Consider the following 648-nt stretch of genomic DNA (forward strand, 5'->3'; position numbering starts at 1 on the left):
CCAGGAACTGCGTCCGAAAAGCGGGCAGCCCATCACGGCCCTTCAATCCAAAATAGGCGGCCGTGACGGAACCGCCCGAAACGCCGGAGACGAGACCGATCATGTCGGTGATGCGGCGCGGGCCCTGCGCGGTTCGCACATGATGGCGGTCGAGTTCTTTCAGCACGCCGTAGGAAAACGCGGAGGCACGCATGCCGCCGCCAGAGAAGGCGACGCCGACGAAGGTCGATCCGAATTGTTCAGCGTCGAGCGGCCAGTTGCCTTGGTGCGCTGCTTTGACGAGGGGCTCGTTGATCGGATCGTTGAATACGCTTCCGCCACATCCCGTGACCAACAGAACGAGGACGCCGACGAGAGCCCAGCGCCTGATCGGAGAATGACGCAATTCCATGATGCCCCCGGAAAGACCCGCATGAAATACGATGAAGCGGATAAAGTCTCAATAGCGGGGGAATCCAGTCGGAACTGGAGCAGTAACCTCGCGGTTAGATTTCAAGGAGCAGAATTCGCCTTTCTCTTTCGGAGGAAAATCATGGCGACTTCGGATTTCATCCGCCAACTCGAGGGCTACGGCCTGACAACGGCTCAAATCCTCTACCGCCTGCCTGACCATCCACGATTGCTGCAGACTTACATCTGGCAGGACTA

At 58.6% G+C, this 648-nt stretch carries 1 protein-coding gene and 1 pseudogene; one reads left to right on the forward strand and one right to left on the reverse strand.

Going from position 1 to position 648, the window contains the following annotated elements; genetic code table 11:
* On the reverse strand, nt 1-391 hold a 391-nt coding region (locus AC1DT3_RS23420), incomplete at its 3' end, for a patatin-like phospholipase family protein (protein ID WP_477467544.1).
* 141 nt (nt 392-532) lie between these two features.
* Between AC1DT3_RS23420 and AC1DT3_RS23425 the strand changes: the two are divergent.
* A pseudogene (locus tag AC1DT3_RS23425) lies at nt 533-648 on the forward strand (aspartate-semialdehyde dehydrogenase); the annotation flags it as partial.

Source organism: Microvirga sp. P4_G7 (assembly GCF_056401005.1).